At 38.1% G+C, this 25937-nt stretch carries 18 protein-coding genes, 1 tRNA gene, 1 other RNA gene and 1 pseudogene; 15 read left to right on the top strand and 6 right to left on the bottom strand.

Features of this window, described 5'->3' with window-relative positions:
• Window positions 1-267: 267 nt before the first annotated feature.
• Together H6G73_RS10700 and H6G73_RS10695 are read left to right on the top strand one after the other, a co-directional pair.
• Window positions 268-2706 carry a hypothetical protein gene (locus H6G73_RS10700; protein WP_190604154.1) on the top strand — a complete coding sequence of 813 codons (2439 nt, stop codon included), beginning with the start codon at window positions 268-270 and terminating at the stop codon, window positions 2704-2706.
• A gap of 3 nt (window positions 2707-2709) precedes the next feature.
• Entirely contained in the window at window positions 2710-4230 is a 1521-nt protein-coding gene (locus H6G73_RS10695) for an ArnT family glycosyltransferase (RefSeq protein WP_190604152.1), read from the top strand.
• A 17-nt stretch (window positions 4231-4247) separates the two neighbouring features.
• Here the strand turns inward: H6G73_RS10695 and H6G73_RS10690 are convergent, their stop codons facing one another.
• On the bottom strand, window positions 4248-5432 hold the full coding sequence (locus tag H6G73_RS10690; protein ID WP_190604150.1) for a hypothetical protein: 1185 nt from the start codon (window positions 5430-5432) through the stop codon (window positions 4248-4250).
• Window positions 5433-5561: 129 nt separating this feature from the next.
• Between H6G73_RS10690 and H6G73_RS10685 the strand changes: the two genes are divergently transcribed.
• Entirely contained in the window at window positions 5562-7460 is a 1899-nt protein-coding gene (locus H6G73_RS10685) for a GTPase family protein (RefSeq protein WP_190604148.1), read from the top strand.
• A 213-nt stretch (window positions 7461-7673) separates the two neighbouring features.
• Here the strand turns inward: H6G73_RS10685 and H6G73_RS10680 are convergent, their stop codons facing one another.
• Complete coding sequence (locus H6G73_RS10680; RefSeq protein WP_190604146.1) at window positions 7674-8030, bottom strand: slr1957 family protein; 357 nt, start codon at window positions 8028-8030, stop codon at window positions 7674-7676.
• A gap of 577 nt (window positions 8031-8607) precedes the next feature.
• Between H6G73_RS10680 and H6G73_RS10675 the strand changes: the two genes are divergently transcribed.
• The 3 genes from H6G73_RS10675 to ssrS all read left to right on the top strand — a co-directional run bounded on the left by H6G73_RS10675 (window position 8608) and on the right by ssrS (window position 10512).
• The gene (locus tag H6G73_RS10675; RefSeq protein ID WP_190604144.1) at window positions 8608-9099 is read left to right on the top strand and encodes a pentapeptide repeat-containing protein; all 492 of its coding nucleotides are present in this window, start codon (window positions 8608-8610) and stop codon (window positions 9097-9099) included.
• Window positions 9096-10229, top strand: coding sequence for a 5-(carboxyamino)imidazole ribonucleotide synthase (locus H6G73_RS10670; RefSeq protein ID WP_190604142.1), 1134 nt, complete (start codon window positions 9096-9098; stop codon window positions 10227-10229). The genes H6G73_RS10675 and H6G73_RS10670 overlap by 4 nt, the downstream gene beginning before the upstream one ends.
• Before the next feature lie 98 nt (window positions 10230-10327).
• A non-coding RNA gene (gene ssrS, locus H6G73_RS10665) (6S RNA) lies at window positions 10328-10512 on the top strand.
• Between the two features lie 259 nt (window positions 10513-10771).
• On the opposite strand, the gene H6G73_RS24785 is transcribed toward ssrS, so the two are convergent.
• The gene (locus H6G73_RS24785) at window positions 10772-10900 is read right to left on the bottom strand and encodes a hypothetical protein (protein WP_256443803.1); all 129 of its coding nucleotides are present in this window, start codon (window positions 10898-10900) and stop codon (window positions 10772-10774) included.
• 477 nt (window positions 10901-11377) lie between these two features.
• Here H6G73_RS24785 and H6G73_RS10660 point away from each other — a divergent pair, with 477 nt between their 5' ends.
• The gene (locus H6G73_RS10660) at window positions 11378-14410 is read left to right on the top strand and encodes an NACHT domain-containing protein (protein ID WP_190604140.1); all 3033 of its coding nucleotides are present in this window, start codon (window positions 11378-11380) and stop codon (window positions 14408-14410) included.
• Between the two features lie 274 nt (window positions 14411-14684).
• On the opposite strand, the gene H6G73_RS10655 is transcribed toward H6G73_RS10660, so the two are convergent.
• Window positions 14685-14756, bottom strand: a tRNA-Thr gene (locus H6G73_RS10655).
• A gap of 422 nt (window positions 14757-15178) precedes the next feature.
• Between H6G73_RS10655 and argF the strand changes: the two genes are divergently transcribed.
• The 3 genes from argF to H6G73_RS10640 all read left to right on the top strand — a co-directional run bounded on the left by argF (window position 15179) and on the right by H6G73_RS10640 (window position 18436).
• Complete coding sequence (gene argF, locus H6G73_RS10650) at window positions 15179-16099, top strand: ornithine carbamoyltransferase (protein WP_190604139.1); 921 nt, start codon at window positions 15179-15181, stop codon at window positions 16097-16099.
• 153 nt (window positions 16100-16252) lie between these two features.
• The gene (lexA, locus tag H6G73_RS10645) at window positions 16253-16858 is read left to right on the top strand and encodes a transcriptional repressor LexA (protein ID WP_190604137.1); all 606 of its coding nucleotides are present in this window, start codon (window positions 16253-16255) and stop codon (window positions 16856-16858) included.
• Window positions 16859-16957: 99 nt separating this feature from the next.
• On the top strand, window positions 16958-18436 hold the full coding sequence (locus H6G73_RS10640) for a DNA phosphorothioation system restriction enzyme (RefSeq protein ID WP_190604135.1): 1479 nt from the start codon (window positions 16958-16960) through the stop codon (window positions 18434-18436).
• 361 nt (window positions 18437-18797) lie between these two features.
• On the opposite strand, the gene murD is transcribed toward H6G73_RS10640, so the two are convergent.
• Window positions 18798-20168 carry a UDP-N-acetylmuramoyl-L-alanine--D-glutamate ligase gene (gene murD, locus H6G73_RS10635; RefSeq protein ID WP_190604133.1) on the bottom strand — a complete coding sequence of 457 codons (1371 nt, stop codon included), beginning with the start codon at window positions 20166-20168 and terminating at the stop codon, window positions 18798-18800.
• A gap of 84 nt (window positions 20169-20252) precedes the next feature.
• Complete coding sequence (gene glyS / locus H6G73_RS10630) at window positions 20253-22406, bottom strand: glycine--tRNA ligase subunit beta (protein WP_190604131.1); 2154 nt, start codon at window positions 22404-22406, stop codon at window positions 20253-20255.
• A gap of 596 nt (window positions 22407-23002) precedes the next feature.
• On the opposite strand from glyS, the gene H6G73_RS10625 reads away from it, so the two are divergent.
• The 5 genes and pseudogenes from H6G73_RS10625 to H6G73_RS10605 all read left to right on the top strand — a co-directional run bounded on the left by H6G73_RS10625 (window position 23003) and on the right by H6G73_RS10605 (window position 25924).
• On the top strand, window positions 23003-23245 hold the full coding sequence (locus tag H6G73_RS10625; RefSeq protein WP_190604129.1) for a hypothetical protein: 243 nt from the start codon (window positions 23003-23005) through the stop codon (window positions 23243-23245).
• Window positions 23246-23384: 139 nt separating this feature from the next.
• Window positions 23385-23822, top strand: coding sequence for a nitrogen fixation protein (locus H6G73_RS10620; protein WP_190604127.1), 438 nt, complete (start codon window positions 23385-23387; stop codon window positions 23820-23822).
• Window positions 23823-23891: 69 nt separating this feature from the next.
• A pseudogene (locus tag H6G73_RS10615) lies at window positions 23892-24167 on the top strand (Nif11 family protein); the annotation flags it as partial.
• Window positions 24168-24229: 62 nt separating this feature from the next.
• Window positions 24230-24568: a Nif11-like leader peptide family natural product precursor gene (locus H6G73_RS10610; RefSeq protein ID WP_190604124.1), complete on the top strand. Its 339-nt coding sequence runs from the start codon at window positions 24230-24232 to the stop codon at window positions 24566-24568.
• Between the two features lie 96 nt (window positions 24569-24664).
• Window positions 24665-25924: a nif11-class peptide radical SAM maturase 3 gene (locus H6G73_RS10605; RefSeq protein WP_190604122.1), complete on the top strand. Its 1260-nt coding sequence runs from the start codon at window positions 24665-24667 to the stop codon at window positions 25922-25924.
• The last annotated feature ends 13 nt before the right edge of the window (window positions 25925-25937 follow it).

Genomic DNA, 25937 nt, shown 5'->3' with positions numbered 1-25937 from the left:
ACTAAACTATGATGATAATGGAATTTACACCATTAAATTAGTACAAAAGCCAAAATATCTATTCTCCAGTCATCACAAGCAGGTAAAATTAATTGCTCAAGTCAGACATAAATTATATTTGATTTAATCACCAAGTTTAACTGAGTTAAGAATAAATCATTTTCTTTACTCCCCATTTATTAATGGGAGTAATCCACAGCACTGAAAATTGAATTGATGAATAATTTTCTAGTAGTGTTTTGACAAAGATGTTTAACTATTATCAATATGAAAAAAATTCATTTCTCTAAATTAAATAAAGACTATCTTAGTCTATCACTCATTTGCTTAATTATATTAGTTGTAGATAGAATTTGGTTTTTCTATGATGAATCTATTCCCTCCTATGATCAAAGTGCCCATTTAACAACCGCTTTACATCATTATCGCGTTTTTCAAAACTTTAATATCTTTTCTCAATCTTGGTGGTTATCACTATGGCAATTAACTCCTAGTTATCGAGCACCATTTGTATATATTTGTACGGTTCCCTTTCTATTGTTATTTGGCAAAGGATACGACCAAGCAAGTTTAGTTAATTTAATATATACAGTAATTATCATCTTTTGTGTATATTATTTGGGCAATTATTTATTTAATAATCGCAAAATTGGCATTATCGCTAGTATATTTTGTGGTCTATTTCCCATTTTGGGAATTATGCGAACTGATTATTTATTAGATTATGGTTTAACAGCAGTTGTCACCTTTACTTTCACCATTCTCACCATTTGGAAAAATAACTATAGAGTTTTACCATCCTGGATATTGACTATTCTCTTAGGGTTGGGAATAGGATTAATTATGTTAGCAAAACCCACAGGCTTCATCTTTATTTTATGTCCTAGTCTTTGGGTGTTAGTTAGTTTTATTAGAAACCGTAAATTACTGAAAATTGTACAAACTATTTCTTCTTTAATAGTTGCTTGGTTAATTTGTGGTGGTTGGTACAGTTTAAATTGGTTAACTATTATTACTTCTGCACTCAATGCTAACAACGTAGGCAAAACAGAAGGTGATCCCTCTGTGACAACTATTGCAGGATGGTTAGCTTATCCACAAATGCTGCCAGAAACTGTGGGAATGCCTATATTAGCGGTGAGTTTAGGGATGTTGTTAGTTTATTTAATTCAACGTTATTTTTTTCATAAGAATAGTCATACTCAGTGGCAAATATCTAGTGTTAACTGGTTATCAATATTTTTGTTGAGTAGTTATTTTATCTGCTCCTTGGGTACTAATAAAGATATCAGATTTATTCTTCCTGTTTTTCCCATTGTCAGTTTAATTTTGGCCTACTTCTTTAATTTAATTCAAAATGAAGTATTTAATAGAGTCAGAGTAGGTACATTAATTATTAGTGCTTTATTATTAATTCATAACCTGTTTCCGATATCTGCTATAAAATTAGGTTCATTACAACATTTTCCTAGTCAAGAAGGTAAAAAATATCCTTTATCTGAACTAATCAATACCATTAACGAAACTAATCCATATTTAAGAACAACCTTAGGAATAATTCCAGTTTCAACACCAGAAGTAAATGAATTTACTTTAGATTATTTTGGTACCTTGGCAGATTTTCGAGTATATGGACGAAAATTAACTACGAAATTATCTCAAGTTCAGCAAGATTTACAGTCTTTTAATTGGTATGTTACTAGGGATAATGAACCAGATGAACCAGGGGAAAGAGGAGAAACTAAACGTCAATTAAAATCCTTGGTAGAATCTTCTGTAAATCTCAAGTTAGAACAAGATTGGGTATTACCGAGTGGAGACAAATTAAGATTATATCATCGCAAACATCCTGATGTAGTGCTCGAAAAAATCAATACACCAAATTCTCAAATAAAATTAGAAAAAGTCATCATTAATAATCAGGTAGCGAGAAATCAAAATAATTCAGTGAGTTATCAAGTTACAGGTAACTGGGAGGAATTACAAAACGGGTTATTAATTTTAAAATGGCATAACGGGCAATCTGCTTGGTATCATGATCATGCCATTGGTTTAGGTCGGCTATACTGTGGGTTGAAATGTCATCCTGACGGTATTTTTCAAGTCAATGAAAATCTGGCCACTTTTATCCCATCAGGATTACCATTAGGTCAATATCAGCTATCAGCACAGTATTTAGATAGAAGAAATGGTCAAATAAAACCTTTAGATATACCTGAGATTATCATTGAAGTCACTGATAACTTTCAGCCAGATAATTCGGCTTCTTTAGACTTAGTTTCCCGCATGTCACAATTAGCTAGAGAATTGCAGCAAGGGAAATTAGATCATATATTTGTACAGATAGATAATTTCAATCAATATGACCCTCTGCAAGATTATTTAAAACAAATAGAATTAGCTGCTAATTATCATTTACAAACTGAACCGGATAACTTAAACTGGCGCTATACGTTAGTATTATCTCAACTTTTGCAACGTCAAGTTCCTGAATTAATTGCCAATTTAAAAGAATTAACTAAATATGATGGTCAAAATCCTTATACAAGACTTTATCTAGCCTTTGTTTATTTGTATAACTTCCAACCCGTAGATGCCGAAAAGCAAATTCAGATAGCGGAAAAAATGCAACCAGATATCCCTGAATTAAAAACCTTGAAAACCATTACAAATATTATGAAATTTATACCGTTAATTCGTTTTTAAAATATGACTAATCAAAAATTTTTACTAGGGTTGGTAATTGCATCTATCTTTTTATGGTTAATAGCTTTAGGTAATTTACCTTTACGGGACTGGGATGAAGGAACTTATGCCATAGTCGCAAGAGAGATTTATCGCACAGGTAATTGGCTTTATCCTACCTTGCAAGGAGAACCTTTTATGTTGAAACCTCCGTTGATGCAATGGTTAATTGCCCTGTGCTATCACCTGGGAGGAGTGCAAGAATTTACAACTAGATTTCCAGGAGCATTTTTAACTGCGTTAGGAGTACCTTTACTCTACTTAGTTGGCAATTTAGTGTTTACAGAAAAGATATCAGCCTTATTTTCAGCCCTAGTCTATTTAACACTATTACCTGTGGTACGTCATGGTAGACTGGCAATGTTAGATGGAATGATTCTTACCTTTTTCTTATTATTATTCTTTTTTATTTTAAAAGCACGTGAGCAAAGAAAATATGCTTTGGGTATAGGTTTCTGTTTAGGATTAATCACTCTGACTAAAGGGACATTAGTATTAGTGTTAGCGTTGATGTCAGGTTTATTTATAATTGCCAATAAACAACTAGGTTTATTTAAAAATCCATTTTTCTGGTTGGGGATGTTATTTGGTAACTTGCCTGCTGTTGCTTGGTATCTTTGTCAATGGCAACATTATGGTAATAATTTTTTAGCAGTACATTTTGCATCTCAAGCATTTGATAGACTAGCTACTTCTGTGGAAGGTAACACAGGCCCAATTTGGTATTATTTACTAGAAGTAATTAAATATAGTTTTCCTTGGTTGCTATTGGTGCCAGGAGGCTTATATTTAGCTTGGAAAAATCGTCATTATCCTTGGGGTAGTTTAATTTTGATTTGCACAATAGTGTATTTCACAATTATTTCTTTCATGAAAACCAAATTACCTTGGTATGTCATACCTATATATCCATTTTTAGCATTAGCGACAGGAGCAAATTTAGGGTTTATTTGGCAGCAAAATAAGATTAGAAATAAGTTTTTAATCGGATTTTTTATATTTATCAGTATTGTTGGTGTAGCAGGTTGTATTTACTTTCTGAGGTTTGACCGACAACCTTTGTTAGTTTTGATGAGTATAATATTAATGCTAACTATGGGTCTAGTTGCATGGTTGATTCAAAGCAATAATCGTAATTTTATTCCTGTTTTATTTGCAGGAATGTATATGGTATTAGTTCTATTGATGAGTTCTCAATCTTGGATTTGGGAATTAAATGAAGCTTTTCCTGTAAAACCAATTGCTACTTTAATTAGTAAAAATATTCCTCCAGGAACAAAAATTTATACTTCTTTTGCTTATCATCGTCCTAGTTTAGACTTTTATAGTGATTGTCAAGTAGTTCCTGCTTCTTTGGAAATGTTACAAGAAATGTTATCTCAGAAATCCTATTTATTAGTGGATAATGATAATTTACAGAAACTGAATGTGAACAAAAGTAAAATTATGGGCACAGAAAATGGTTTGAATTTGATAGCATCTTGACACCATATTCATTATCCCTATGGTGCTAATTTTGATTTGGGGTAAATGAAATCACAGTTTTTGACAACAAACCATAGGGTACAACCTAAAGCAAGAGAACATATCTTGATATGCAATGGAGTGCCCAAGTAACTCAATAATGATGATATTTGCATGATGATTGGTACCCAATAATATCGAGGGAAGTAAAACGCAAAAATAATTGATAAAATGTCCGTAGGATAAAAATATCTTTCGTGCATTTTTGGTAAAAAATATGGCATGAAAAATACAGAAATTGTGGCTAAGTAAATCAATCTTTCTTGGGTTAGTTCTAACTTACTTTTATAGACAAAATAAGCTAAAGTAAACATAGCTATCATGGTTAAGCTTAATCCTATGGGGACAGCTATTGAATAAAAATTATTAGGAATCCATTGATAAAGATTAGGTACGTTTTTAGCTAATTCTTTATATTTATGAGATTGCTCAAAATATACTAATAATAATTCTTTTAAGGGTCTACCAGCTATCCATGCTGGTAAGATTGTTGCTAAATAAGTCAGAGTAATAATTGGTAAATAAAACCATGAAATTCTTTTTTTAATTAATAGTATTAATAAAAAAGGAGCTAAGAAAAGAGCCTGTAATTTAAAGGAAATTGCGATTCCAAAACTAGTTAAAGCATAAATTTGTTTACGAATAGAGAAAAAGTAAATACAAGCAATTAGTGCAGTTGTATATATAACATCGCATTGTCCCCAAATAGCACTATTGTAAATAACAGTAGGGCTAAGAATAACAGCTAAAAAAGCGAATATGGGTTTATTCCCATTTGGGTAATGAAGTTTAACAATTTTGTAAGTAAAAAATGCACATAAAAAATCTACCATCAAAGCAAATAGCTTGATTGCTAAAATTTTGGGCAATCCAGACAGCAAAGTAGCGGCAATGAAAATCCAGTATAAATAAGCAGGTGTATAATCAGCAAAATTATATTTAAAAGCAGCAAATCCGCCATGGGAGACAATAAAATCATACCAAGGCAGCAAAAAAGATTTATAATCTGATGATTGATTAGGAATACAAATTAATCTAATTAAAATAGAGAAAATAATGCCGATAAATAAATATCGATAAACTGGTAATTGCCAATATTTTAATGATTTTTTGAAACTATATTTAATAGATATTAAAAATTTATTTTGTGTAGTTTTTTCCATGATTTGAATCTTAAGAGTGACCAGAACAAGCGGTATTTGTTAGTATATAGGCTCTTCCATTTAAATCAGAAATATCGCATTTTTGATAGACAATAGCAATAGCACTATCAATACAGCAGGTATAAGGTAATGGTACGGTTACAACTTTGGCAATGGATCATCTTGATTTCTCCATTGGCAACAATTATCACCTTCTTACTCGTTGCTGCTGGTACGCAAATTCATGCTTGGGGGCTAAGTTGGATTTGGGCTATATTTAGTCTGGTACTGGTAGGATGGCGATGGTTATTGGTACGCTGGACGAAACCGGCAGTCAATGAAATTGAGTCGGTATTGGCAGAGGTGAGGGGAGAATTAGAAGCCCAAGTTAGTAATAATGATGAATTAGTTGGTAAAGATACTACTCAGCAAGTAGAAAAGGCTTTACAAAAAATTCTGGATGAAGCACAACAAGACCGATTAATTTGGGAAGACTGGCAAACTTTCTGGCAAAGATGTCAAAATTTAGTAGTAGCGATCGCTCATATTTATAACCCAGAAGTTAAATATCCCCTACTCAATATCTATATTCCCCAAGTATACGGGCTGATTCGGGGCACTGTAGACGATATGGATCAATGGATGGGAAAATTATCACCTGTCCTCAATCAAGTTACCGTAGGACAAGCTTATCAAGCCTATGAAGTCTATCGCAAGTTAGAACCATCAGCACGGAAATTTTTACAAGCTTGGAACTGGGCCCAATGGTTGTTAAACCCAGTTGCAGCAGTAGCAAAACAAGCTAGTCAAGGTGCAAATAACCGTGCAACCCAAGAATTGTTAGTCAATGTCAGTCAGCTATTACGAGAAGCTGCTTTACGAAATTTATGCAAACAAGCGATCGCTCTCTACACTGGCAGTAAAATCGAATTACCAACACCTACTGTCAATGATTCTAAAACCCAAACTCTACGGGAAATTATCACCCAAGCTGAACCCTTAGAAAAGGTAAAAGCAAAACCCCTAAATATCCTCCTCGCAGGAAGAACAGGTGCAGGTAAAAGCAGTGTAATTAATACTCTCTTTCAAGCTGAACTAGCGGCAGTAGATGTATTACCTAGTACAGATAAAATTCAGAGTTATCACTGGGAATTAGATACAGGTGAAGCTTTAACCCTATGTGATACGCCAGGTTATGAACAAGTCCAGCGTGAGGACTTAAGAAATATAGTGTTAGATTATGCCAGTAATGCAGATTTATTATTGTTAGTGACTCCGGCCCTCGACCCTGCTTTGCAAATGGATGTAGATTTCCTAGAAGATATCAAAGCAGAAGTCCCCGACTTACCAATGATTACTATTGTCTCCCAAGTAGACCGTCTGCGTCCCATTCGGGAATGGCAACCACCTTATAACTGGGAGTCAGGAGAAAAACCAAAGGAAATAGCCATTAGAGAAGCGACAGAATATCGTCGTCAGTTACTGGGTAATGTGAGTAATTTGGTTTTACCCATCGTCACCAATGATGGGAATAGCGGTAGAAGTGAGTGGGGGATAGAGCAGTTATCTAGGGGCATTATAGAAGCGATCGCACCTGCCAAGCAATTACGTCTCGCGCGGTTCTTACGCAACCAAGAAACTCGCACCGTCACCGCAGCGAAAATCATAGACAATTACACCTTTCAAATGACCACAACTCAAGGACTCGCTGCACTGTTAAAAAGTCCTGTTCTACAATTTATTTCCACTCTTTCCACCGGTTCTCCCACCCTCGCTTATTTACTTGCAGAGAAAATTCCCGTGGAACAATTACCCATCGTCATTGGCAAATTACAAATGGCCTATGAACTGTTTCCCCTATTCAATATAGATAAATCTTCCCCCCGCACCTTTGACCTGCTATCACTCTGGCCATTGTTATTAGAAAATTCTGGTCGTCCAGACCGCAATGCTTGGGCTTTTGGTCATGCTTTTATAGAATATTTAACCCAAGATTTAACTATTGAACAACTACAAGCAAGATTTTATTATTATCTTCAGCAAAGTTAAATTTTCATCAAATCAACGAAAATATCAACATAGGTATAGGACTGCAAAATCTCTACTTTTAATAGTTTAAACTGCTCTTGCAGGGCAGTTTAAACAAGAGCAGTAATTAATTAAAAATATGAGATTGTGCCAACTCCATCCTTGACTATTGCCATCTTCAATCAATGAGCAAACACGGAGATGCAACTCCTTAGTGAATAAGCCATTCATGTCTTATTCATGCTCACAAATCATCATCGGACTGCCATAATCATCTTCCGGTTCAAACTGTGCCACAGTGATGGCATTAAAGGCAAAAGCTAAAACTAAAGGAATGGGACATTTGAAGCTAATAGTATAAATAATAGATAAAATTGTCAGCAACACCGCCGAAAGCGACCAAAATAGCTCCTCGTTGGTGAATCCATTCTCTTCTTTAATTAATCTCAATACATGTACAGGAATCGGTTCTGGCATTACGCATCCAGGAGGAAAAGCCCAGTAGTTGTTTCGGCGTTCAACAAACAGGTCTGTCCAACCGTTTTCTAGGCACCAAGCCTCAATCCATTTGATAGAGTAACGATTCATCATCGAAGGTAGTAAGGTATTTATCTAAACTGTGTGTTGAGGAAATCTCAAACTTAGCTAAATTAGGGCTTAATTGATTATTTTTAGGAAAGTTATGTTCAAAACTATAATCATGAACATTTATTAGTGTTCAGAAAGCCTTCATTAGCTTAATGAAAAGACTAACAGTCGATAGTGAGGTTGAACAGAGAATGAAAATAAACTTTACTTGCAATTATCTATGTCAATAAATGTAAATTACCAAGCGAGTATTCGCTCAATAATTAATGAATTCTAAATTCATAATTTATTTATATATGATTGCTAAATCTTTATGAAAATAGATAATTTGCTTTGTCTTCTCTCTTCAGGAACTATCATTTGTGCTTTACCTTAGCTATCATGACTAAACTAAAATTTTACATATAATATCGAAATCAAAATTTCCAGTCAATTCCTGTAAAAGTAGCAGCAGATTCTCTTCAGTAACTCTCACAATTCAGGTAGCTAGGAAAAAGGCAGCTACTGGGCTTTCATGACAAATATGACAAAATGTTAAGATATAATACTTAGCTCTTAAACTATCGACCAGCAAATTAATATGTATCGTCAGCAAATAATAGCATTACTATCAGCATTAATGCTGTGGCTCATGGCCTATCCAGCTTCAGCAGTAGATTGGACTCATCCCTTATCCTTTAGCAATGCAGAGTTAGCCAGAAAAGATTTTTCAGGACAGAATTTGCAAGCGGCAGAATTTTCTAATGCCAATTTAGAAATGGTGAACTTTACCAACGCTGACTTAAGGGGAGCAGTGTTAAGTGCATCCGTCATGACCCAGGCCAATCTCCATGGAGCCGATTTAACAAATGCCATGCTGGATCAGGTACACTTAACAGAGGCTGATTTAAGTGATGCTGTCTTATTGGAAACTCTTTTACTGCGGACTACTTTTACAGATGTCAACATTGAAGGTGCAGATTTTACAGATGCTATTTTAGATGGGGCACAAGTAAAAGAGCTATGTCAAAAAGCCAGCGGTGTAAATTCTAAAACTGGCGTAAGAACTCGTGATTCTTTGGGGTGCAAATGAAGCGTGTAGGGGTAATTGGTGGTGGACAACTAGCTTGGATGATGGGTGATGCAGCAACAAAGCTAGGAGTTGAATTAGTGGTGCAAACGCCTAGTCAAAATGATCCGGCTGTGGCTATTGCTCAGGATATAGTATATGGGGCAGTGGATGATGCGATCGCTACTGCTAATTTAGCTAATCAATGTGATGTCATCACCTTTGAGAATGAATTTGTCGATTTAGAAGCTTTATCTTTATTAGCGGCACAAGGTGTCTGTTTTCGTCCCCAATTATCAGCCTTAGCACCCCTATTAGATAAATATCATCAACGCTGTTATTTACGGGATTTACAATTACCAGTCCCTAATTTTTTTGCCCTGGAACAAATAGAGGATATTCAATCAAAAATTGAATATTTTGGTTTACCTGTGGTACTCAAAGCCAGACGGCATGGTTATGATGGCCAGGGAACATATATTATTCATGATTTGCAGACTTTATTACAGGTTATCAGTCAAACTAAGGCCCAATTATTAGTAGAAGAATTTGTCCCCTTTGAGCGAGAATTAGCAGTGATTGCGGCCCGTTGTGTAACGGGAGAAGTTGTCATCTATCCAGTGGTAGAAACCCAACAAGAACAGCAGGTATGTAAGCGGGTAATTGCCCCGGCACAGATTACAGACCAACAAGCAGCAGAAATTCAAGCGATCGCTCGTACACTATTAGATAGCTTGGATGTAGTGGGTGTATTTGGAATTGAGCTATTTCTCACCCCTGAAGGCAAAGTTTTAGTCAACGAAATTGCACCCCGCACCCACAACTCTGGGCATTTTTCCATTGATGCTTGCGAAACTTCCCAATTTGAACAGCATTTGCGGGCCGTTTGCGGCTTACCATTAGCAAATCCCTCCTTACACTGTCCTGGTGCAGTCATGGTTAACCTCCTGGGTTATGAAACTGCTGACAGTGACTACCAGCAAAAACGCCAGCAACTAGGAGAAATACCCCATTCTCAAGTTCACTGGTATGGTAAAACTGCATCCCGTCCCGGACGTAAGTTAGGACATGTCACCGTCTTGTTAGATGAGCTAAATCAAGATAAAGCTAATGAAATCATTCACAGGATAGAATCTATCTGGTATCCAGGATAGGCAGAAAGCAGAAGGCAGAAGGCAGGGGTCTCACAAAAATTTGGGAAAAATTTTGCAGATACCACACACAATCTATTCTTGAAGGCTATAATGAGTTAGTTGCACTGCGACGATTGGTGACTGCCAACAAGTTTTTTGATCTATGTCTTTAAGAAAAAGGGAGCTAATAAGTTCTCGTGGCAGTAGACCGAGCTTGTACTCGGAAACTTTAAATGAGAAAGATCAGCACCCACCTGGTTTAACCAGGTCATAAACTTAGGTAAAACGGCGTTGCGGTGAACTAAAAATTTCAGCTTCCTTGATGTTAATCAGGGAAGCTTTTTAAGTATATGGGGTTTGCTGGAAATGGTATCTGTGAGGGAGAGAAGTATGCCTACGGCACGCTACGCGAACAGAAGTATTGAACAGGATATTAATTGGAGAAATCAAAAGCTGAAATTGTGATTTGGGCTATAGCTTTTATTGCCTCTATGTTAATTGGTAAAGTCTTGGCACAATCAAATAAACTCGCACCTAAGCGTTGAGTTACATAAACTTGATAGCTATTTATCCTCGTTGTTATCAGAAGATTTTTCTCTGATATTTTTCTTCACCCAAAATAGAACCTCATCCGCAGATTTCTCAATTGTCCAAGTGATTAAAGCCGTGACAATAATAGTTAAAAAATCCATGATAAATGCCTCCGATTGTTTTGTTTGTTTGATTCAGGACTTACGCATAGGCTAAGAAAAATATGGGTTTGAGATTGCTTCCCTGTGGTGGCAATGATGGAAATACTTTAATCTTGCGTCAGTCCTATGATTTATATAAAATCAAATAAAAAATAGAGAAAAAATATCCAAAAAATAGAATTTAATAGAATTTAATAGAAATCAGCCTCATCATGATTGATCATGTTATTTTGGAAATAGGGCATTTCTATATTTGATTGTTGATAGCTTGCGTGCTGTAGCCATACAAACTATATATACAAAAAGCCTTAATTGGGAGACGTTTAGCAATGCTAAATCCTTACATATAAATAAAAATTTATAGTCCGTTTTAACGGACTTTGGCTATTAGACTAGGAATTAATTCCCAGGCGGGTTATGAAGCTAATTGAGAATATTGAAATTGTTTATATATAATGAATCATAGAGGTGCAATTTATGATATCCCCAGAACTGACAACATTACAACAACAATTTCTACAAGAGATATCCAGAGAATTTGAATTTACTGGAGACACATATAAAGTATTTATAGTTAGATTTGACCCGAATAACTATGCTATTGATGATGAGGATAGCCTTGCTGAGAAAATTACTTTTAATAATAAGAATGAATATTTTAATAAAACTCAAAAAATTAGAGATGAATTAAGACTTAATATTTATCCTATTTTTGTAAAACATAATTGTATTATCATCTCAGAAAAGGGCAGACCAAAAAAAGGAAATGAGCCTTGGAAACAGGCTTATAAATGGCTTTGGGACGAGAAATATCCTGAATGGCTTGCACAACAAAAAAACCAAAATAATCAACCTGAACCCCAACCTGAAAACCTACAAATCAACTGGCGCGAAGTGTGCCAGAAAATGCTACAAAAACAGCAAGAACAACAACGATTAAGACGACAAATCACCGAATTAAAACACGAAATAGAAATCTTTGTTCCATTAGGTTTAGTTCAACCCAAACCCGCACGACGAAAAGAAGAAATACCCTTTCCCGATGCGGCTGAGGGAATGCGGCAATATGAATTAAAATCAGAAGAAATTACCAAACAATACGAATATCAGCAATTTATTGATGAAGTCATAGGCCAACAATCCAAAAATTTAGCCATTATTGGAGAACCAGGGGCAGGAAAAACCACTTGGTTAAGCAAAATTGCCGAATATTTAGCCGATAATTCTGATTATCCTAGCCCTATTTTTATTAATCTCAATCGCTTAGACAATAGAACCATAAAAGACTATTTACTGCATACTTGGCTAGAAGAGGCTTTAAAGTTTATTCCCTCCCAAATTACCGTTACACAGACTTTAGAGGAAAATTTTAAGCAACAGTTTAAGGATAAGCGAGTGTGGTTGCTGTTGGATGGGGTGGATGAGATGAAAACCACCGCAAACTCACCTTTATTCCAACTCCATAGCCAATTAGAAGGATGGGTAACTTGGACTAGGGTAATTCTCACCTGTCGTCTCAATGTTTGGCAACCTAACCCCATTGCTAATTTTGAATACTATCGCACTCTGGCTTTTAGTGATGTCCAAGTGGGAGATTTTATTCAGCAGTGGTATGAAAAAGCGGAAAAACGGGAGTTAGGGGAACTGTTACAGCAAAAGTTAACCGCACCCCAACACAGCCGCATTTTTGATTTAGTCAAAAACCCTTTGCGGTTGGCAATGTTGTGTCAGAGTTGGTATTTTTTGCAAGGGGAATTACCGGAAACCAAAGCGAATTTGTATCAGCGTTTTGTGGATGCAACTTATGAATGGAAAAAAGGGGAATTTGGCACTACAGCAGCGCAAAGACAACAGTTAAATCAGGCTTTGGGAAATTTGGCTTTGAAGATGATTGATGAACAAATCAGTCTCAAGGAGTCTGTGATTAAAGATGTGATGAGTTTAGATGAGTTTGAGTTAGCAGAAAAGTTAGGTTGGTTAAATTGGGTTTATCGTGACCAAAAAACTGATGAAAGGGTTTATGCTTTCTTTCACCTGAGTTTTGCAGAATATTTTGCAGCTTGTGTGATTGATGATTGGGATTATTTTTTACCTAAAAATCATGTAGATAAACCTGTTGAGGGTAAGAAATATCGCATTTTTGAGAATGAATGGAATGAAATATTTTTATTGTGGATGGGAAGAGAAAATATTGACGATAAAAAGAAAGAGTTTATTAAAAAATTAGTTAATTTTAAAGATGGTGTAAATAATTTTTATACTAATCTAGCTTATGTTCAATCTGGTATAGCCCTTGTTGAGTTTAAAAGTTGTTTGCTTGCTGATGAAATTATAGAGCAACTTATCAAATGGGGATTTGGTTATTTTGACAGTAAAGAACAAGTATGGCTAAATTTTATTGATCCCATTCCAGAAGATGCAAGAAAAACTTTATTATTGACTGATAAAGAAAGAGTAATTCCGGCTTTAATATCCCTTTTTCATAACATTCAGTCTGAAGATACCCGTAGGAAAGCTGATTTAATATCTCTTCTTCATGACATTCAGTCTGAAGATACTCGTGGGAAATTTGCTAAGAGTTTAGGAAAGATAGAGGCATGGGATGAACAAACGATCTCTGCTGTAATTCCCTTCCTAGAAAATATTCAGGATGAATTTACTCGTTGGAGAGTTGCTGAGATTTTAGGAAACATAGCAGTAGGGAATGAACAGGTGATCGCTGCTTTAATCAAACTCCTCAAAGACACTCAGTCTGAACCTACCCGTAGGATTGTTGCTGATATTTTAGGAAAGATAGCTGTAGGAAATGAACAGGTGATTGTTGCTTTAATCAAACTCCTCAATGACACTCAGAATGAAGATATTCGTTCCAGTGTTGCTGATATTTTAGGAAAAATTCTAAAGACTGAACATAACTATTTAATCACAGTGTCAGCCTTAAACAAACATCTCACCAATGAAGTCGAAAATAATTTTGACCTCTACAAAAACTGTTATAAAATCCTCTGGCAATGTGCCAAAAACCTCACCTATCCCCAATTCTACCAAGCATGGTACGCCACCGATACCACCACCCTTAACCAACAACAATACACGGATATTTATACCCAATTAAAGCAACTGCAACCCACCTCCACCACCTATCCCATCCCCCTCAACGCCGCCAACTTGGAAGGGAAAACCGCAGAAAAAGCCATAGCCAAAGGTATTTTAATCAAAATTTATGGCGAAATCTTGCCTAAACAAAAAGCCAACAGCATAGAAGATATATTCGACTTAGAAAACGAACTCCAACCTTTGAGAGAACATCTAAAAACAGATAAAATCGCCCTTATATTCTGTAACATTAATCCTCACCCAGAATTAATTAAATTCTGTCAGCAATTACAGAATCACTGGTTAAAAATCGCCTTGATTACCGATACGCCAATAGCATCTCCCTTGAGTGGTTTTCCGCCTCAACAGGATAATGTATTAGGCGTGCTTCAAACTTGGCTAGAGGAATTGTGATCATCACACTACTCTAATCCTGGTATAGTTCCCTGTATTTCTGGTGTTTTGGTTTTGCCTTTGGTGGTGCGGTTACTTTTTAGCTTGTAGATGGTTTGTCTCTATTTTTTCAATCACTAACAAATGAGCAAATCAATCTGTTTTTCATTCTCCACTTGATAAAGCCCAATATTAGCCGCTGCTAATTGCGTCATTGTGCTATGGAACTAAGATTAACTCTAAAACAGCGCAGATGCGACATCAATTTGGCAATCGACATTTGCGAATGTAAAAAAGCCAGCAGCTGGATTTGAACCTGCGACCTTCCGATTACAAGTCGGATGCACTACCACTGTGCTATGCTGGCGGGCTGAATGAGTCTTAACACTCACCGATTTATAATCTTAGCACAAATATTTTTTTTGTCTAGGGGTTAACTGAAAAAAAAATTATTTCCTGTCAATGTGGCTCAATTTCTACCTCATAGGGATTGTGGATGGAGTAAATTTAGTGATTTGAATAGGAAAGTTGATAAATTATTATTCATCACAAAAGCTCATACCGTTTTCATGTGAAATTGCGCTATATTTGCCTTTTGGCGCGATGTCTGGTGCTATTAGACAAACAAAGTCCACGCTGATAAAAATAAAGCGCATGTACATATAGAAACGGTATAACTCCAATCCGAGGCTGGAGGCAAAAATATTTTGTACAGGAATTAACCTGTATTTTTTTGACACGGCTGGATGAAAGTGCAAGAAAAAACATTGTTATTTACACATCACTAGCATGGCTGCATTGTTCGGACGAGATTTATTAAGTCTGGCGGATCTCACTTCCTCGGAACTGCATGAACTTTTAGAGTTGGCGACTCAATTGAAGTCCCAAAAGTTAAAGTTGCAGTGTCATCAAGTTTTGGGTTTGTTGTTTTCTAAGGCTTCTACTCGCACTAGGGTCAGTTTTACGGTGGCCATGTATCAACTGGGTGGACAGGTAATTGATTTGCACCCCAATGTTACCCAAGTGAGTCGAGGGGAACCGATACAGGACACAGCACGGGTTTTAGACCGCTATTTAGATGTTTTAGCTATTCGCACCTTCGCGCAGCAGGAGTTGGAAATTTTTGCTAATTATGCCAAGATTCCGGTAATTAATGCGCTGACTGATTTAGAACATCCTTGTCAAGTGTTGGCTGATTTATTGACTATTCAAGAAAAATTTGGCAGTTTGGCGGGTTTAACTTTGACCTATGTGGGGGATGGGAATAATGTGGCTAATTCCCTGATGTTGGGTTGTGCGTTGGCTGGTATGAATGTGAGGATAGCTTTTCCTTCGGGATATGCACCAGATGCGGAAGTGGTGGAAAAAGCCAGAAATATTGCCAATCATCAAACTGAAGTGATTCTTACCCATGACCCAGAAGCAGCTACTAAGGGCGCACATGTACTTTACACCGATGTGTGGGCGAGTATGGGTCAAGAGGCTGAGGCAGGCGATCGCTTCCCCGTCTTTCAACCTTATCAAATTTCCCAACAATTATTAAGTCTTGCTGACCCAGAAGCTATTGTTTTACACTGCTTACCAGCCCATCGAGGTGAAGAAATTACCAACGAAGTAATTGAAGGTTCCCAATCAAAAGTTTGGGATCAAGCTGAAAATCGATTACATGCCCAAAAAGCTTTACTTGCTAGTATTCTTGGTGCAAAATAATAGATAACAGCTAAGAAATCAAAAATACACAGGCAAAAGTGAATAAAATTTTTTATCTTTTGCCTGAAAAGTTTTAATTCAGAGCTTGTGAAGGGAAGATATTTGTAGTACAAATGTTCTATAAACATTTGGAGTTTACTTCCCAAAAGATATATGGAAAGACTAACAGAAGCTCAACAAGAACTCTATGAATGGTTGGTAGAATACATTCGTACTTATCAACATTCTCCTTCCATTCGCCAAATGATGCAAGCGATGAATTTGAAATCACCGGCACCGATTCAAAGTCGTTTGGAACATTTACGCAACAAAGGCTACATTGAATGGAGTGAAGGTAAGGCGCGGACAATTCGAGTTTTACGTCAAACTAAACAAGGTGTACCGATTTTAGGCACTATTGCCGCTGGTGGTTTAATTGAACCATTCACCGATGCAGTTGAACATTTGGATTTTTCTAATATTTCTCTACCTCCCCAAACCTATGGGTTGCGTGTAGCTGGGGATAGCATGATTGAAGATTTAATCGCTGATGGAGATTTGGTATTTTTACGTCCCGTAGCGGAACCAAATCAGTTAAAAAATGGCACTATTGTGGCAGCGCGGGTGGATGGCTACGGTACAACTTTAAAGAGGTTTTACCGTCAAGAGGATATGGTAACTCTCAAGCCAGCCAATTCTAAATATCAACCCATACAAGTCCCTGCAATGCAAGTGGAGGTGCAAGGTTCTTTAGTTGGGGTGTGGAGAGGTTATAACTAAGAATTGGGGAATATAGACGATTTTGAACATGGATACATAGCTTGATGGTTTCCTGTTCACTGTGACTAATAAAGATTTTCTTAGACCCCAATTCACCCTATGTACGTAACCCGAAAACCAGTACATCAATTGCCTACTTTCTCTCTCAAGTTGCCTTTTGTTAGAGAAAATAGGGGCAGTTATCATGTTCAGTCATTATTACCTGGATGTCCGCACATGCCATCATCTTTGCAGTTGCGGGGTTATCAGCGTCAAGCAATTACTAGCTGGTTTGCTAATAATGGCAGAGGAACTTTGAAAATGGCTACTGGTAGTGGTAAAACAATCACTGCACTGGCTATAGGGTGTGAATTGTACCAGCAGATAGGGTTACAAGTCTTGTTGGTGGTGTGTCCTTATCGGCATCTTGTCAGCCAATGGGCGCGAGAATGTGAAAAATTTAACTTAAAACCGATTTTAGCCTTTGAGAATTTACGCACTTGGCAAAGTCAAATGTCAACTCAATTATATAATTTGCGTTCTGGTTCCCAGAGGTTTGTCACGGTAATCACTACCAACTCGACTTTAATTAGTGAAGGGTTTCAGTCGCAACTCAAATATTTTCCGCCTAAAACTTTAATTATTGGGGATGAAGCACATAATTTAGGCGCACCTCGATTGGAGGAAAGTTTACCACGGCGGGTAGGGTTGCGACTGGCTTTGTCAGCTACTCCAGAAAGATATTTTGATGATGGAGGGACTCAATCTTTATTTGATTATTTCGGCCCGGTTTTGCAACCAGAGTTTAGTTTACGGGATGCGATCGCTCAAGGAGCTTTGGTACACTATTTGTATTATCCGGTCTTGGTGGAGTTAACGGAGGCCGAGAGTATCGCTTATCTCAAGTTAACAAAAAGAATCGGGCGATCGCTCCTGTATCGGGAACGAGAACACGGTGAAATTAGAGACTTTGAAGACCACGAAGACTTAAAACCATTATTAATGCAACGAGCGCGGTTAATTGGTGCCGCAGCAAATAAATTAACAGCTTTGCGGGAATTAATGCAAACTCGTCGCGAAACCACCCACACACTCTTTTATTGCAGTGATGGTTCCCAAACCGAAGAACGTTCTTCTTTACGTCAACTCAAAGCTGTAGCCAGAATTTTGGGGGTAGAGTTAGGTTACAAAGTCAGCACCTACACCGCACAAACTTCTTTAGCGGAAAGGGAATTACTGCGTCATCAATTTGAAAGTGGAGAATTGCAAGGTTTAGTTGCCATTCGCTGTTTAGATGAAGGGGTGGATATTCCTGCCATTCAAACTGCGGTCATTTTATCCAGTTCTGGCAATCCCCGTCAATTTATTCAACGTCGAGGAAGAGTATTACGTCCCCATCCAGGAAAAGAACGGGCGAATATCTTTGATATGATCGTCTTACCGCCAGACTTAGACAGAGACACAATGGAAGTAGAAAGAAATCTACTTAGGAAAGAATTGCGGCGGTTTGTCGAATTTGCAGACTTGGCTGATAACGCAGGAGAAGCCAGGATGAAGCTATTAGCCCTCCAGAAGCGTTATGGCTTGTTAGATATATAGCAGGGGATAGATGATAACTTGTCTCTGCGCCTTTGCGTCTTTGCGCGAAACTAGAAACCGTTGGGTAGGCTACAAAAACAGGTTGGTATATGGGAAGTAGATGATTATTTAATAAAAGGCTTGGAAGGGAAACCAAGCCCAGACTTCACTCAGGGTAAAATATACATTTATTGTAACTAATTTCCGTAATTAGCGAGTCATTCTTAGGGAAGATTTTGATATTTTTTTTCTAGGAAAACCAACAAGATAAACTATCCATCTCTATAGGTGGTTCTGTAGCAGCAGATATAGTAACCACATCGGTTTCCTCTCACCCAAACAACCAGAGACTTGGTTAATTAACAGATATCAAGCCAGAGTTTTAACTTTTGACCCAGTTAAGACACAACTGGCGGAAATCATCACCACGGACTTCAAAATTAGGATATTGGTCAAAACTTGCACAAGCGGGAGAAAGTAAAACCACGGCCGCTTGATGAGTCTTGGCTAATTCTGCTGACCTAGGGACAGCGTTTGCCATGGTCTCCACAATTTCGTAATTACTATATCCCACTGCTTGCAAACGTTGGGCAAACGCAGGTGCAGCACTACCAATGAGTAAAACCGCCGCAGCTTTGGCTTGAATTTGTGCTAACCAACCAGTATCATCTCCAGCTTTAGCTTCTCCACCAGCAATTAAAATTGTTGGACTGTTGACAGATGCTAAACCTACTTCCGCTGCATCGTAATTAGTAGCTTTGCTATCGTTGATAAAGTCAATACCTTGCCAAGCACAAATATGTTCCAAGCGATGGGGAACACCAGGAAAATCTGTGACAGCTTGGGTAATAGCATCAGAGTCTATTCCTGCTAACCTAGCTGCGGCCACTGACATCAAGAGATTTTGCAGGTTATGGTCTCCTACCATTCGCAATGCAGAAGCAGGAACAATTGGTGTGGGTGTAGATGTGGCTGATAACTTTTCTACTACAAAACCGTTTTCAATATAAAAACCTTTGTCACCAATTAAAAATTCTGACCCTTTAACACTAGTCCAATAAGCATCTGGCCAATGAGTTAAACCTACTTTTTGTAAATAAGCATCATCACCATTAAAGATTTGTAGCTGAGAATTCTTTAACAGTTTGGCTTTGATGTCGTAGTAATTTTCTAAAGTCTTATGTCTGGCTAAGTGGTCTGGGGTGAAGGTTGTCCAAATACCAATGCGTGGTGCCAGAGTGCTAGAAGATTCAATTTGATAACTGCTAATTTCACCAATTACCCAATCTGGTGGCGTGGGGGAAAGTGCAACTTCACAAGCAGCATAGCCGATGTTACCACAGGCAGGAGCGTTGAAACCAGCAGCTTGAAAGATAGCAGCAGTCAGGGAAGTGGTGGTAGTTTTGCCATTTGTGCCAGTGATACCCACCCAAGGAGTAGCCTTGAGATATCGCCAGGCTAGTTCCATTTCGCCGATGGTCTCTATCCCTAACTCTCTGGCTTTGACTAGAACAGGTACATCCCACGGTACACCTGGACTAACAATGATGAGTTGGGGTAAATCAGAACTATCTAGGTCTGGGGTATATCCTAATTTAACGGTGATTTGTTCTGTGGCGAGTTCTTGTTGTTGTTGCAGGAGGGTCGGGGAGGTTTTACTATCGCTTAATTCTACCTCCCAGCCTTCCCGTTTCAACAATCTTGCCGCAGCAACACCGGACTTTCCCAATCCTATAATCGACGCTCTAGGCATAGACTGTGTGGCAGAGTTCCCTGGTTAAGCTACCTTATCCTAGCGTTTATTGGCAAAAATTACACCATTTTTTGTTGATCTAAGCTACAGATTTTTCACAATGGCCCCAAAGTCGGCTAGAACACGGGCATGATTTCGCAATAATCCGAGCAAATTCAAACGATTTCGCTTAATATCTGGGTTGGAGTCCATGACTAACACGCTATCTTCTCCGTCAAAGAATTTACTCACAGTAGGAGCAATTTTTTCTAGTGCGGAAATCAAAAGTTGGTAATTGCGTGTATTTTGCGCTGCTTTGGTTTGGGGGACTAATTCTACTAAGGCGTTGTAGAATGCTTGCTCAGAAGATTTTTGGAATAGTTCTGGTTTTACCAAAGATTGGGGTTCTAGTTGCTGGAAGTCTAAATCTCCCTGTGCAGCCAATCTGGTAGAACGGTTGACAGTTTCGTAGATTTTATCTAAAGTACCTTCCCTGCGGATTTGTTGCAAGTAGAGAGCGCGATCACGTACATCCAATAAATCCTTTAATGCCCGTTCTGTATATTCTGGGTCGTTTTCCCCTAAGACAGCATTTACCAAGTCATAATCTATTTGCTTTTCTTCTTGCAATAAGGTGCGGATACGTTGCAAGAAAAATTCATTCAAGGTACTAATTAATGATTGAGCATCTTTGTTAAAAGTTGCAGCAAAATCTACAGCAGTTTGCTTTAAAAGTTGTTCTAAATTAATACCTAAATTCGCAAACCAAGTAATTTTTACCACTGCATTTGCTGCCCGTCGTAACGCAAATGGATCAGAGGAGCCTGTAGGAATTAACCCTAAACCAAAAATACTAACTAAAGTATCTAATCTATCCGCTAAACCGATGATTTGACCGGCTAAAGTTGTGGGGATATTGTCACCTGCACCTGTGGGCAAGTAGTGTTCAAATATTGCCTTAGAAACTTCTTTATCTTCACCACTGGCTAAGGCATATTTTTCACCCATAATTCCCTGCAATTCCGGGAATTCATAAACCATCTGTGTCACCAAGTCAGCTTTACACAGTAAGGCAGCACGTTGACTCTTTTGCTGTTGTTCCGCTGTTAATTGCAACTGATTACCGATGTTTGCTGCAATTTCAATAACTCTATCGACCTTGGCGCGAACAGAACCTAAATCTTCTTGGAAAGTGACTTTTTCTAACTGTGGTAAAAAGCTTTCTAATGGTTTAGATAAATCTGCATCATAAAAGAAGCGTCCATCCGCCAATCTCGCCCGGATAACTCGCTCATTACCCACAGCAATTATCTCTGATTTCTGAATATCACCGTTAGAAATAGTGATAAAATTGGGCAACAATTCTTGTTGACTATTACCAGTTTTAAATACAGGGAAATAACGTTGGTGAGTCACCATTACTTCTGTGATGACTTCCGTGGGTAATTCCAAAAACTCTGGCTCAAATTTACCCACCACTGCGGATGGATATTCAACAAGATTGATAACTTCTGCTAGCAAATCTGGGTAAATAACGGTTTCACCACCTGCTTTGGCAGCAGCTGATGTGACTTGTTCTGTAATGATACTTTCCCGTTGTTTGGGGTCAACGATGACATAACCAGAACGCAAAGTATTTACATACTCTGTAGCGTGAGGAATAGATACAGGTTCAGGATGTAAAACGCGATGGACTTGAGAAATGCGATCGCTTGTGACCGTTTTTTCCCCATTCCTTAATTCTAAGGGCATCACGTCCCCATCTAACAAAGCTACCAACCAGCGAATAGGGCGGGAAAATCTTGCATCCCCGCTTCCCCACCGCATTAACCGCTTCCCTTCCAAATTCCAAACCCATTGAGGAACCAATTCTGTCAAAATTTCAGCTACAGGACGACCAGGAATTTGTTTCTTGACAAATACAAAGTCTCCTTTGTCAGTGGGGCGAATTTCCAACGCTGAAAGTTCCACACCCTGTTTTTTCGCAAAACCTGCTGCGGCTGGTGTGGGTTGACCATCTTTAAATGCTGCTTGGGCTGGTGGGCCTTTAACTTCTTCTTCTCGGTCTGGTTGCTGAGATGGTAAGCCTGTGATGAGAACTGCTAACCGTCGGGGAGTTCCATAAACTTCTACCGCTTCCGCCTTGAGGCTATTAGCTTCTAAGCTTTGGGGAATGCGGTTTTGCCACTGTACTATAGCATCGCTGAGAAAGTTGGCAGGTAGTTCTTCTGTTCCAATTTCTAATAAAAAAGCAGGCATAGGTTTTTAACTTAAGATGGCGCAACATTAGTCAATTCCAACAGTTTACCTTGCCTTCAGCCTGAAAGATGCGATGTACAACGAGTTTGTCCAAATCATACACCACTTATTTCCACCTCCACCCTGTCATTAGAGGATGTTTTCTACAACTGGGACAATTCTGTTGCACATATTCTATATGGTTCAGATAATATCGCTTTTGCTGATCGAAAATTGGGGTTTAAAGCCCCCTGCGACTAGGACGACTTTACGCTTTTTGTATTGGTAGAGGTAGGGGCAGGTTTACCGATATTCTTTGTGGAAAGGGGCAAATCTCTGTGAACCCCCCGTAAATTAACTTTCCTGTGTGTGATTACAGTAGGTCAAAACAGTAGGTTAGGTATTTAATTTGACAACGAAAATCATCTTTAACAGTAAAGTTAATAGTTATATATAATACATCGTTCTCACATATTCTCTGAACAACTTGAATATTTTAGTGACATAAAAGGTTTTTTATTGGCTAATAAAAAGCACAATCTCATGCTTACATTATTTTTTCCTGTGGATAGAATATGCCGATATAGGCACATCCTGACAGAGGAAAAATAACCAACATGGAAACCAACAAAAAAAATCATAACCATCAGTTAGAAATTAACGACCTAATTGATGAAGCTATAAACAATGCAATAGCACGTCGGCAAGAAGCTTTAGAATCAGCTGAAATTTTATCTGATGCAGAAGCCAAAAGCGTGACCGGGGGTGCATTAATTAATCCCATCATTTTGGGTTACATTTTTAAGCCTCCTATCACTATCGGACTCATCGCCAATATTCCCATAGTTAAAACCTTTTAGGTATTGACCTATTAAGAGAATTGCCCAGCCGTATTTAGTTATTGTCTAACTTCCAACAATATCAAAAATATTTGTTTGTAGAATAGGACTTTCTAAGCACAGGTTGGGTACGGCTGGTCATTTTTCTCAGAGGTTAATTATGAAAGAAATTTCTACCGATAAAACTACACTTTGCCCCAGTGCTAGACCTGAATCTGAAAATAGTGTTGTCTTTGGTGTTATTAGCGGGACAGTTGCAGAACCCCGTGTTGCTTATCTCAAACAGCCCCAACCTATCACAGATGAACTAATAGCAAAAACTAGTCCAATTACACCTGCGGAAATTTTCCGTACAGCAGCACCTTGTGCAGCCACAGGTTGTCAGCATTTTGATGGCAAAAATTGTAGTTTAGCAACACGAATTGTCGCTGATTTTCCCACAGTCACAGAAGAATTACCCCCTTGTTCTATACGTCGAGATTGTCGTTGGTGGCAACAAGAAGGCAAGGTAGCTTGTATGCGTTGTCCACAGGTGATTACAGATAATTACAACCCATCTGAATTAGCAGCTAAGGTCGCATTACCAAATAAACACTAATCAATCAAATCATTTGAGGAAACAATAATGTCTTTGGAACAAGTAAGAGCCTTCTAGGAAAGGTTAGCTTACGATGAGGGTTTTCGTCACCAAATTCAAGCCGCTGGTAATAAAGAAATCGGTAGAGAAATTTTGCAAAATGCTGGTTACGAATTCACTCAAGCAGAGTTTGAAGAATACACAGAGCAATTACTGTCATCAGATAATTCTCCCGAAGGTTTAAGAGACTTAAATGAAAAAGAATTAGAAGCCGTTTTTGGAGGAGCAACATCTGTGCTTTTACCTATAGGTTTCCCGATTCTTTTATATGGAGTTGTGATCAGTCAAATTGTGAAACTTCTCTAAGTTTTATTTGAGAATTTTCCAGTTTTAGTTTCATTTAAATCAACTTTTGTTAAGAGAAAGTTATGTCCCTAGAACACGTCAAAGCCTTCTACGAACAACTAGCAAATGATGAAAATTTCCGTAATCAAATTGCTGGTGTTAACAGCAAAGAACAATGTAGCCAAATAGTGAAAGCTGCTGGCTATGATTTCACTCAAGCAGAATATGAGGAATACACCTATCAATTGTTAGAATCAGCCAACTCTGAAGGGGAACTTCAGGATTTAGGTGAAAAAGAATTAGCAGCGGTATTTGGTGGAATCATAGGAGCGCCAAAAATTCAACCCTTGTATGGCGTTGTTTGGCCACCATACCAATTGATGTATGGTGTGATTCGCATAGACGACACCATAACTCAATAACCCTCTAAGTTTCAAACTCACAAATTCAGTTTGGGGATGGAAACACATCCAAAATTATCCGTCCCTTTTTCAAAAAATTGATTGAGGATATTAATAATGAATTATCGCCGGATTAGTTATGCAGTTTGGGAAATTACCCTTAAATGTAATTTAGCTTGTCAACATTGTGGTTCTCGCGCTGGTCATACTAGAGCTAAAGAACTTTCTACACAAGAAGCCCTTGATTTAGTCCAACAAATGGCTGATGTTGGCATTAAAGAAGTTACCCTCATTGGAGGAGAAGCTTTTCTGCGTCCTGATTGGTTGGAGATTGCCCAAGCAATTACTAAAGCTGGTATGCTTTGTGGTATGACTACTGGTGGTTATGGTATCACCTTAGACACTGCCCGGCGGATGAAAGCAGCGGGAATTCAAGTAGTTTCTGTTTCTGTTGATGGCTTAGAAGCAACTCATGACTATATCCGGGGTAGACAAGGGGCCTGGCAATGGGCATTTAAAACCATGGGCAACTTGAAGGAAGCAGGAATTCCCTTTGGTTGCAATACTCAAATTAATCGTCTCTCTGCCCCAGAATTCCCGAAAATCTACGAACATCTCCGCGACGCAGGTATCTTTGCTTGGCAAATTCAATTAACTGTGCCGATGGGAAATGCGGCAGATAATAGCCACCTCCTATTGCAACCATATGAACTCCTGGATGTATATCCTATGATTGCTCGTGTAGCTGAACGGGCAAAGCAAGAAGGGGTACAGGTACAAGCAGGAAATAATATCGGTTACTACGGCCCCTATGAGCGATTATTACGTGGTGGTGATGCTTGGTCTTTTTGGCAGGGATGTAGTGCTGGACTTTCAGCGTTGGGTATTGAAGCTGATGGGGCAATTAAAGGTTGTCCTTCATTACCAACTACAGCCTATACAGGGGGTAATATCCGCGACCATTCACTACGAACTATTATTGAAGAAACTGAAGAACTAAGATTTAACATTGGTGCAGGTACTCCCAAGGGAACAGAACACCTGTGGGGTTTCTGCAAGAGTTGTGAATTTGCAGAACTTTGTCGTGGTGGTTGTAGCTGGACGGCTCATGTTTTCTTCGATAAGAGAGGTAACAATCCTTACTGTCATCATCGTGCTTTGACTCAAGAGAAAAACGGAATTAGAGAGCGAGTATTTCTCAAACGTCGTGCAGATGGCAACCCCTTTGATAATGGAGAGTTTTCACTGGTAGAAGAACCAATTGATACTCCTTGGCCAGAAAATGATCCTCTGCACTTTACTGCTGACTTAATTCAATGGCCGGAAGGATGGGGAAAAGAATCAGATACAGTCAAATGTTTAGTGAACTCACAATAATATCTTGCTTTTT

It is taken from the genome of Richelia sinica FACHB-800 (genome assembly GCF_014698825.1).
In the GTDB taxonomy this organism is placed as follows: Bacteria; Cyanobacteriota; Cyanobacteriia; order Cyanobacteriales; family Nostocaceae; genus FACHB-800.
Note: the sequence above shows the minus strand (reverse complement) of the source record. Positions and strands in the feature narration are given on the sequence as shown.